The organism is Herbiconiux liangxiaofengii (assembly GCF_041927335.1).
Classification (GTDB): Bacteria; Actinomycetota; Actinomycetes; order Actinomycetales; family Microbacteriaceae; genus Herbiconiux; species Herbiconiux liangxiaofengii.
In genome coordinates this window covers 156,031-165,961 of sequence record NZ_JBHFHD010000016.1, presented here as the reverse complement: position 1 = coordinate 165,961, position 9,931 = coordinate 156,031, and the positions used below count along the sequence as shown (strand labels likewise).

The window sequence follows — 9,931 nt, the reverse complement described above, 5'->3', positions numbered from 1 at the left end:
CAACTCGGCGAAGGAGTCAGCCCAGGAGTGGGAGGGGGGTGCGCTCGAGCCAGGCGTCGAAGAGACGGCCCAGGGGTCGGCCGCTGCGCTGCTCGGCGTGCGCCACGAACTGAGCGGTGTCGGCGCTGCCGTGACGGTGCGCAGCCGTCCACGAACGCAGCACGTCGAAGAACGCCGCGTCGCCCACCGCGAGCCGCACGGCGTGCAGCGTGAGGGCGCCGCGCTTGTAGACGCGGTCGTCGAACATCGCCACCGGGCCGGGATCGGCGATCACGAGGTCCTGGGGAGCCGCCGCCAGCAGCCGGTGGTGCTCGCGGGCGAGCGCATCCGCCGACGGGCCGCCCCGCTCTTCAGACCAGAGCCACTCGGCGTAGCAGGCGAAGCCCTCGTTCAGCCAGATGTCGCGCCAGGCGGCCACGCCCACGCTGTTGCCGAACCACTGGTGCGCGAGCTCGTGGGCGATCAGCCGGTCGGAGCCGTGCCGGCCGTCGACGTGGTTCGGGCCGAACACCGCCATGGCCTGCGCCTCGAGCGGGATCTCGAGCTCGTCCTCGGTGACCACCACGGCGTAGCGGCTGAAGGGGTAGGGGCCGAACACGCTCTCGAAGAACGCGATGGTCTCGTCGAGCCGCCCGAAGTCGACCCGCACGCGGGGCTCGATGGCGGGCGGGTACACGAGGTCGACGGGCACCGAGGAGTCCGCGCCACCCCCGGTCGGCCGCACCAGGTACCGCCCGATCTGCACCGTCGCCAGGTACGCCGACGTGGGCGCCTTCTGCTCGTACACCCAGCTCGTGCGCCCGGCCCGGCTGCTGCGATCAACCAGATCGCCGCTCGCTACGACCGTGTACCCCTCCTCGGCGGTCACCCGGATGCGGTACGTGGCCTTGTCCTCCGGCCGGTCGTTGCAGGGGAACCAGGTCGAGGAGCCCATCGGCTGCGACGCCGTGAGCACGCCGTCGGTGAGCTCCTCCCAGCCGATCGGCCCCCACGTGCTGCGGCGGGGGCCGGGACGCCCGGCGTACTCGACCCGCACCTCGAAGCGGGCACCCGCCGGGATCGGCGCATCCGGTCGCACGGTCAGGATGTGCGAGGTCTGCGAGACGCGGGAGGGCTTCCGGCCGTCGACCTTCACCTTCGAGGCCTTGAGCTTGGACAGATCGAGCTCGATGCGGTCGAGATCGACGGTGGCCACCGCGGTGATCACGGCCACGCCGTCGAGCCGGTTGGTCTCCACCCGGTAGTCGAGGTCGAGGTCGTAATGCTCCACCCGGTACGACCAGGTGCCCACGCCCGGGGTGTACGGGTCGCCGGAGAAGGCGACGCCGCGCCCCGTCATCGAAGCGCCTCGGCCCGGTACTCCGCGGTGCGCACCTCGCGCCACGGACCGATCGGGTTGCCGCTCCAACGACTGAACCGGGGCACCAGCTCGCCGCGCATCACGAGGGAGGCGGGGCCGACGGTGCCCTCTTCGGCGATGCGGGCGGCGGGCAGGATGACGCTGTGCGGCCCGAGGGTCGCCCCGCGATCGAGGATGACGGTGTCCAGACTCATGATTCGATCATGGAACAGATGCGTCTGAACCACACATCCGCGGTTCACGGTCGAGGCGTCGGCGAGCACCACGAGGTCGGCCTCGGGCAGCCAGTAGGTCTCGCACCACACCCCGTGGCCGATGCGCGCACCGAGGCTGCGCAGCCACCACACCAGGGCGGGCGTGCCCGTGGCCGCCTGGGCGAACCAGGGGGCAGCCACCATCTCGGTGAAGGTGTCCGACACCTCGCTGCGCCACACGAAGCTCGACCAGAGCGGATGCTCGCCAGGGCGGATGCGCCCGATCAGCGCCCACTTCGCCACCGTGCTCACCGCGGCCGCCACCGCTCCGGCCACCAGCAGCACCACGCCGCCGAGCACCACGGCGAGCCAGAGCCCCACCGAGGCCAGCGCGGCGAGCGCCAGCACCACGCCGAGCCCGATCAGGCAGGTGACGATCACGGGCACCACCCGGCAGAGCTCCCACAGGATGCGCGCCACGCGCAGCCGGGTCGGCGGCGCGAAGGTGCGGCTCACGTCGCCGGTGTTCACCGTGCGGCGCAGTCGCACCGGCGGGGAGCCGAGCCATGACGAGCCCGACTTCGCCTTGCGCGGGGCCGAGGAGAGCACCGCCACGAGGCCGTCGCGCGGCACCTTGTGGCCGGGCGCCGCCATGCCCGAGTTGCCGAGGAACGCCCGCTCGCCGATCTCGGCACGGGCCACGCGCATCCACCCGCCGCCGAGCTCGTACGAGGCCACGAGCGTGTCGTCGGCGAGGAACGCACTGTCGCGCACCGTCGTCATCGCCGGGATGAGCAGCACGGTCGAGGCTTCGACGTCGCGACCGATGCGGGCGCCGAGGAGGCGCAGCCACACCGGGGTGAACAGGCCGGAGTAGAGCGGGAAGAGCAGCGTGCGCGCGAGGTCGAGCAGGCGCTCGGTCGACCAGAGCTGCCAGCCCACGCGCCCGCGAACGGCGTGCACCCCCTCGGTGACGCCGAGGCCGAGCAGCCGGGTGAACGCGAGCACGAGCAGCGCCAGCACGAACCCGGCGAGCAGCGTTCCCGGCACCACGCCCACGAGACTCCGGATGGCCGCGTCGCCGAGGCCGTCGGCTCCCCGAACGGCCGCCAGCACGGGCACGGCCCCGGCCGCGAGCGCCACCACGGGCAGCAGCGAGAGCGCCACCGACGATGCGGCGTACGCGATCACCCACCGGGTGCCCTTCGCCGGACGGGCCGTCGGCCACCACCCGCGCGCCGTGCCGATGCGGTGGGCGGGCGACCCGGCCCAGCGCTGGCCGGACGGCACCCGGCCGAACACCGAGGAGCCGGGTTCGATCTCGGCCCGTTTGCCGAGCCGCGTGCCCGGCAGCAGCGTGCTGCGTGCGCCGACGGTCGACCCGGCGCCGATGCGCACCGCGCCCACGCGCAGCACGTCACCGTCGACCCAGTAGCCCGAGAGGTCGACCTCGGGCTCCACGGCGGCACCGCGGCCCACGGTGAGCATGCCGGTCACCGGCGGCAGGGCGTGCAGGTCGACGTCGTCGCCGATCTTCGCGCCGAGGGCACGGGCGTAGTAGTTGATCCAGGGCGCTCCCGCGAGGCTCACGGCGCCCACCTGGTGGGCGATCTGCTCGGCGAGCCACAGCCGCAGGTGCCAGTGGCCGCCGCGCGGGTGGTCCCCGGGTTCGAGACCGCCGAGCAGCAGCCGCGACGCCAGCACCGAGATCGCCATCCGGCCGAACGGGGTCGCGAACAGCAGCAGCCCCACGATCAGCAGCCACAGCGGCACGGTGGGCAGGAAGTCGAAGCCGCCGAGCGGCACGAGGATCGCCGAGGCGGTGAACAGGTACACCAGCCAGCGCAGGGCGGCGAGCACGAACAGCGGGATGCCGAGAACGGTCTGCAGCACCTGCATGCGTCGCGGGGTGGGCGCCACCGGTGGCCGGGCGGGGCCGGCCGGGGTGCCGGCTCCGGCCTCCGCCGCGGCGGCCACGTCGTCGCGCGCCCGCAGCAGGTCGGCCATCGCGCCGAGCCGCGGATGCGCGTACACGTCGGCCACGGTGAACTCCGGATCGATCTCGCGCAGCCCGGCCACGAGCTGGGCCGCCGCGAGCGAGCCGCCGCCGAGGTCGAAGAAGTTGGCGTCGACGTCGGCCACGGATGCGCCGAGCACGCCCGTCCACAGGCTCGCGATGCGCGCCGTGAAGGGGTCGTCGAGCGGGGCCGCGTCGCCGTCGCCGAGGGTTCCGGCCCCGGGCAGGGGCCAGGGCAGCGCCTTCTTGTCGACCTTGCCCGAGACCCGCACCGGCAGCTCGTCGAGCACGGCGATGAGGGGCACCAGGGCTGCCGGCAGCTCCTCGCGCAGGCGTGCGACGGCGGCCTCGCGGTCGAAGGCCGCGGCGTCGCCGTCGGCGTTCACGATGTAGCCCACGAGCATCGCGTTGCCCGCAGCCGTGTGCTGCACGGTCACGGCCGCTCCGCCCACGCCGGGCAGCGCCTGCAGCGCCGCCTCGATCTCGCCGAGCTCGATCCGGCGGCCGCCCACCTTCACCTGGTCGTCGGCGCGCCCCTGGAACACCAGGCCCTCGAGGTCGAAGCGCACCAGGTCGCCCGAGCGGTAGGCGCGCTCCCAGCCGAGGGTGGGCATGGGCGCGTACTTCTCGGCGTCCTTCGCCGGGTCGAGGTAGCGGGCGAGGCCCACTCCCCCGATGATGAGCTCGCCCGACTCTCCGGGGGCGACACGCTCGCCCGCCTCGTCGACGACCGCGAGCATCCACCCGTCCAGCGGCAGGCCGATGCGCACCGGCCCGTCGCCTCCGAGCGGTGCCGCGCAGGCCACGACGGTGGCCTCGGTGGGGCCGTAGGTGTTCCACACCTCGCGGCCGGCGGTGGCCAGGCGCTGGCCGAGCTCGGCGGGCACGGCCTCGCCGCCGAAGATGAGCAGCCGCACGTTCTCGAGCGACTCCACCGGCCAGAGCGCGGCGAGCGTGGGCACGGTCGACACGATCGACACGTCGCGCGAGGTCAGCCACGGCCCGAGGTCGACGCCGCTGCGCACCAGGGAGCGCGGGGCGGGCACGAGGCAGGCTCCGTGCGCCCAGGCCAGCCACATCTCCTCGCACGAGGCGTCGAAGGCCACCGACAGGCCGGCGAGCACGCGGTCGCCCGGCCCGATCGGGTCGTCCTGCAGGAAGATGCGTGATTCTGCGTCGACGAACGCGGCCGCCGATCGGTGCGTCACCGCCACGCCCTTCGGGGTGCCGGTGGAGCCGGAGGTGAAGATGATCCAGGCGTCGTCCTCCGGCTCGGGCGGCGACACGATCGGCAGCGACGAGGTGCTGGGGTGGGGGCCGGCCGTGAAGAGGGCGGCGGAGGCGGGCAGCTGTTCGTCAGCGGCATCCGGTGCCCGCCGGCGCGCACGGTAGCCCTCGCCCGAGATCACGCCTGCTACCTGGGCCTCGCCGAACACCAGCTCGGCCCGCTCCTCCGGGTCGTCGACGTCGACGGGCACGTAGGCGGCTCCCGCGGCGAGCACCGAGAGGATGGCGATGTACAGCTGCCGCTGCCCCGACGGCATCCGCACGCCCACGCGGTCGCCCCGGCGCACCCCGGCGGCCTGCAGCTCGGCCGCTGCCGCGATCACCCTGGCCATCAGCTCGCGGTAGCTGAGCGCCCCGGCGCCGTCGTCGAGGGCCGAGGCCTCGGGATGCGCGGCGACCGTGGCGCGGAGCACGTCGACGAGGGTGCGGGGCGGTGCGGCGAGCGCGCTCCGATCGAGCGGGGACTGCGGGTTCATGGTTCCATGCTGGCCGAGCGAGGTGAACAGATGGAGACGATCGGTGAACAGGTCGCCGCGTGTCGCGGTGTGTCACCGCGTGTCGCGCCCGGTCGTCGAGGGTCGGCGGCCGCCGCGCCCGCCGCGCTCAGCTGCCGAACGCCCAGGGTTCGCGGTCGCCGCGGAGGCGCGCCGCGAGCGCGATGGCCTGCTCGTCGGTGAGCGTCGCCACGTAGTCGAGGATGCCGCGGGCGCGACCGAGGCGGGCCAGCGCGGCGGGGTCGCTGAGCGGGGCCCCGGCTGCATCCGGGTCGTGGTCGACGGGCAGCCACTCGGGGGCGTCGGCGCGCAGCCGGAAGTAGCCGTCGGTGGCGAGCTCCACCAGGTCGAGCAGCTTCTGCGGTGCCCGCGTGCCGTCGCGCGCATCGGCGAGCCAGGAGTCGAGCTGCGTCACGAGCACCTCGAGCACCCGCGACTGGCCGCGCTGGTAGGTGGCGAAGTCGGGGCGGTCGATCACGAAGCGAGTGTGCACGAACTTCAGCACCGTCACGTCGTGCCAGGCGTCGGGCAGCAGCGACACGTGGCCGGAGCGCACGTTCGGGTCGGCCAGCACGAGCACCGAGCGCTGCAGGCGGCCGATCCACGACGACACGAACGACTCGATCGCCCGTTCGGTGCGGGTGGAGCCGTCGAACGGCACGGCGAGCAGTCCCTCCACCAGTTCGGTCGACACGCGCTGCACCGAGGAGCGGAAGTGCTCGTCGCTCGCGATCCACGGGTCGCGCGACACGATGCGGCGGCGCAGCAGCTCGAGCGAGTGCCCGGGCGTGCGGGCCCAGAGCTCCTCGGCGTCGAGCTCGGCGAGCGCCGCCTGATCGCGCAGGAAGGTGCGGAACTCCACCGCCACGGCGGCCTGCTGCAGCACGCCGGCGCGGTAGAAGTCGTCGAGGTCGTGCAGGGAGTAGGCGATGTCGTCGGCGACATCCATCACCGAGCACTCCACCGTCTGCTGCCACGGTGCGATGGCGGTGAAACCGCTGCGGGCGTCGAGCAGGTCGGCCAGGTCGAGCGTGTAGGCCGAGAACTTCGGCGGCGCGGTCTCCCAGCGGCTCGCGGTGGAGCCGCGCGGCAGCTCGGTGGGGTCGTCGGTGTCGAGCCCCGGCCGGCAGTGGTTGCGGCCCCACGGGTACTTCAGCACGGCGGCACGGGAGGCGGCGGTGAGGTTCAGCCCCTCCTCCACCGTCTCGCACACGTCGAGCACCGAGAGGATGCGGAACGACTGCGCGTTGCCCTCGAAGCCCTCCGCGAGGCCGAGCCGCTCCCGGGCCAGCCGGTCGAGCACCTGCTCGCCGAGGTGGCCGAAGGGCGGATGTCCCAGGTCGTGGGCGCTGGCGGCCGCCTGCACGACCACCGGGTCGCAGCCGCCGAGCCGCTCGACCAGCGCGGTCTGGGCGGCATCCGTCGTGGTGAGCTGCATGGCGATGGCACGGGCGACGGCAGTGACCTTGATGGAGTGGGTGAGGCGGTTGTGCACCACCTGGCCGACACCGGAGGGCGAGATGACCTGGGTCACGGCGGAGAGCCGGGCGAAGTAGGGCGAGAACCGGATGCGTTCGAGGTCGACCCGGTACTCGGGGTGCTGCTCCCCCGTCGCGAACCGGTCGACGGGCTCGGGGATGCGCCGTCTCAGCCTCTGCTCGTCACCCATGCCCCCACCTTATTCGCGTGCGGGGCAGCCGTAACGCGCGGGAAACACGGGCGAAAGACGGTGGTGACGTGGCGGGTCTAGCGTGAGGGCTCCTGCACCACACTCCGAGCGGTTCACCCCCTCGGCCTCCGGGTGGCTGCGTCTCCTCGCCCGCCCACCGGCCCTCCTGGGGCCGGCCTTCGGCGTGCACGGAGCCGCGGCCGCACTCCGCGGAGCCGCTCCCGAACGCGAAAGCAGACCTCGCCCTGATGCATGAATCCGCACCGCGCCTCCGGCGCCTCCGCACGGCCGCTCTGGCCGGCGGAGTCGCCCTCGGCCTCACCCTGCTCGGCGCCTCACCGGCGCTGGCGGCGCCGACAGCCGGCCCCGTCGTGATCACCGCCACCCCGGCCGTCGGCATCGGCGACACCATCGACGTGTCGATCGCGCTCCCGGCCACCACCGACGTCTACGCCTACGAGATCGACCTCGCCGTCGACCCCGCCGCCGTCGACGTGGTGCCCGACAGCTCCACCGGCCCTGCGGGCGGCTTCGACTCGCTCGACACCGACGACTCCGACGGCGTCGTCACCCTGCTGCACACCCGCCTCGGCTCGTCGCCGGCGATCTCCGGCGACCTCACCGCCGGCCTGCAGCTCACCGCGGTCGCCTCCGGCAGCACCAGCCTCGTCGCCACGGTGACGCTGGTGGATGCGGCCGGCGCCCGCACGACGGTCACCGCGCTCGCACCGGCTCCCGTCGTGATCGCCCCGGCACCGGTGCCCACGCCGACACCGACGCCCACCCCCACGGCGACACCGACCCCCACGCCGACGCCCTCGGCCACCTCCACGCCGGCCGCCGCGGTTCCGGCCGACGACGGCTCGCTCGCCCGCACGGGTCAGAGCGTCACCGGCGTCGCCGTGATCGCGCTCGTCGCCCTGCTCGCCCTGGGCGCCGGCCTCCTCGTGGTGCTGCGCCGCCGGACGGCGGGTACCCGATGAGCGCCCTCAGCCGTCGCACCGATCCGTCGACCAGAAAGAGCACCGTGACCCCACGACGCGTCCGCACCACCGCCGCCGCTGCCACCGGCATCCTGTCGGTGCTGGCCGCCGGCGCCCTGGTGGCCACCCCGGCGAACGCCGATCCGGCGACCACCGCGGCTCCCGCCGCCGCCACGAGCAGCCTGCTCGCGCCGTACTACACGGAGCTCGACCTCACCGGCGACCGCCAGGTGACCGAGCTCGACCTCGAGACCCTGACGGCCGCGCTCGGGGCGACCAGCGCATCCGCCGACTGGGCCGCCGTGGTCACCGCCGACACCGACGCCGACGGCGTGATCACCGTGTTCGACGTCGCCGCGCTCTCGCAGCGCATCGTGTACGACGACGGCCCGTTCGACCTCGTCGAGGCCTCGGCCATCGACATGCAGGCCGCGATGAACGCCGGCGTCACCACCTCGGTGGCGATCACGCAGGACTACCTCGACCGCATCAGCGCCTACGACCGCACCGTGGTCTCGGGCGCCAACCCGCTGAACTCCATCATCACCACGAGCGATGCGGCCCTCGAGGCCGCCGCCGCGGCCGACGCCACCCGGGCCGCCGAGGGGATGACCTCGCCGCTGCTCGGTGTGCCGATCGCGGTGAAGGACAACTACGACACCGTCGACATGCCCACCACCGGCGGCTGCGGCTGCTGGGAGGCGAACCAGACCAGCACCGACGCGGCGATGGTGGCCGGCCTCCGGGCCGACGGGGCCGTCATCCTCGCCAAGGCGAGCCTGGACGAGTTCGCGTACGGCTTCGCCTCGGAGTTCTCCGTGGGCCAGCCCGCCGGATCGACGCTGCTGGTGAAGAGCCCCTACAACACCGCCTACACGGCGGGTGGCTCGAGCGGCGGTACGGGCGCGGCGATCGCCGCCAACCTGGCCGGCATCGGGTTCGGCACCGACACGGGCGGATCGATCCGCGTGCCGTCGTCGTACAACCAGCTGGTGGGCATCCGCCCCACGGTGGGCCTGACCAGCCGTGACGGCATCATCCCGCTCGCCCTCTCGCAGGACACCGGCGGCCCGATCGCCCGCAGCGTGACCGACGCGGCGATCGCGCTCGACGCCGTGGTGGGCGTCGACCCGGCCGACCCGGTGACCGCCGAGCAGGAGGGCAAGGTGCCCGAGTCGTACACCTCGTACCTCGACGCGGACTCGCTCGCCGGCGCCCGCATCGGCTTCGTGCCCTCGATGATCGGCACGAACGCCACCACCCTGCGGCTCTGGAACGAAGCCAGGGCCCGGATGGAGTCGCTCGGCGCCACCGTGGTGGAGATCACCCCGCCGGACGGGTTCGCGGCCATCCTGAACGAGCCGTCGGGCAGCACCAACGAGTTCAAGCACGATCTCGACGTGTACATCCAGAACCACCTCGCCCCCGAGGTGCAGGCGCGGTCGCTCGGGGCCATCCTCGACACCGGCCGGTTCGTCACCTCGCGCCGTTCCATCTACGAGCAGCGCAACAACGTCACCGACGCCACCTACCAGGCGTGGGCCGGCCCCACCGGCTCGCACACCACGGCGATCGCCACGGGCAACGCGCTGGTCACCTCGATGATGGACGACCTCGACCTCGACACCATCGTGTACCCCACCGGCACGCCGTACGGCACCCAGGGCACCAACCTCCGCCTCAGCCCGAACACGGGCCTGCCGGCGGTCACGGTGCCGATGGGCCAGTCGACCGCCGAGGATGCGGTGGCGGCCGGCGCGGGAGCCGGGGTCAACCTCGAGTTCCTCGGCCGTGACTACGCCGAGGGCGAGCTCGTGGGCCTCGGCTACGCGTTCGAGCAGGCCACCCGGGCCCGCACCACGCCGACGGGCTTCGGCGCGCTGGGGTAACGCTCCCCTTCGGCCCCCGGACTCGGCACCCGCCGACC

The 9,931-nt window shown here is 73.6% G+C and carries 5 protein-coding genes; 2 read left to right on the top strand and 3 right to left on the bottom strand.

Features of this window, described 5'->3' with window-relative positions:
- Nucleotides 1-16 precede the first annotated feature (16 nt).
- From ACEXOR_RS16985 to ACEXOR_RS16975, 3 genes are all read right to left on the bottom strand, one after another.
- Nucleotides 17-1,339 (bottom strand): M1 family metallopeptidase, encoded by a 1,323-nt coding sequence (locus ACEXOR_RS16985; protein ID WP_374850920.1) that lies wholly within the window; start codon nt 1,337-1,339, stop codon nt 17-19.
- The gene (locus ACEXOR_RS16980) at nt 1,336-5,334 is read right to left on the bottom strand and encodes a Pls/PosA family non-ribosomal peptide synthetase (protein WP_374850919.1); all 3,999 of its coding nucleotides are present in this window, start codon (nt 5,332-5,334) and stop codon (nt 1,336-1,338) included. The genes ACEXOR_RS16985 and ACEXOR_RS16980 overlap by 4 nt, the downstream gene beginning before the upstream one ends.
- Before the next feature lie 127 nt (nt 5,335-5,461).
- Nucleotides 5,462-7,021: a deoxyguanosinetriphosphate triphosphohydrolase family protein gene (locus ACEXOR_RS16975; protein ID WP_374850918.1), complete on the bottom strand. Its 1,560-nt coding sequence runs from the start codon at nt 7,019-7,021 to the stop codon at nt 5,462-5,464.
- A gap of 248 nt (nt 7,022-7,269) precedes the next feature.
- Between ACEXOR_RS16975 and ACEXOR_RS16970 the strand changes: the two genes are divergently transcribed.
- Together ACEXOR_RS16970 and ACEXOR_RS16965 are read left to right on the top strand one after the other, a co-directional pair.
- Complete coding sequence (locus ACEXOR_RS16970; RefSeq protein ID WP_374850917.1) at nt 7,270-8,004, top strand: cohesin domain-containing protein; 735 nt, start codon at nt 7,270-7,272, stop codon at nt 8,002-8,004.
- Nucleotides 8,005-8,048: 44 nt separating this feature from the next.
- A complete protein-coding gene (locus ACEXOR_RS16965) occupies nt 8,049-9,893 on the top strand; it encodes an amidase family protein (RefSeq protein ID WP_374850916.1) in 1,845 nt (614 codons plus the stop codon).
- Nucleotides 9,894-9,931: the final 38 nt, after the last annotated feature.

Excerpts from the sequence above, each read along its gene's own strand:
- ACEXOR_RS16975 (WP_374850918.1), bottom strand. The coding sequence starts at position 7,021 with ATGGGTGACGAGCAGAGGCTGAGACGGCGCATCCCCGAGCCCGTCGAC.
- ACEXOR_RS16985 (WP_374850920.1), bottom strand. The coding sequence starts at position 1,339 with ATGACGGGGCGCGGCGTCGCCTTCTCCGGCGACCCGTACACCCCGGGC.
- ACEXOR_RS16970 (WP_374850917.1), top strand. The coding sequence starts at position 7,270 with ATGCATGAATCCGCACCGCGCCTCCGGCGCCTCCGCACGGCCGCTCTG.
- ACEXOR_RS16980 (WP_374850919.1), bottom strand. The coding sequence starts at position 5,334 with ATGAACCCGCAGTCCCCGCTCGATCGGAGCGCGCTCGCCGCACCGCCC.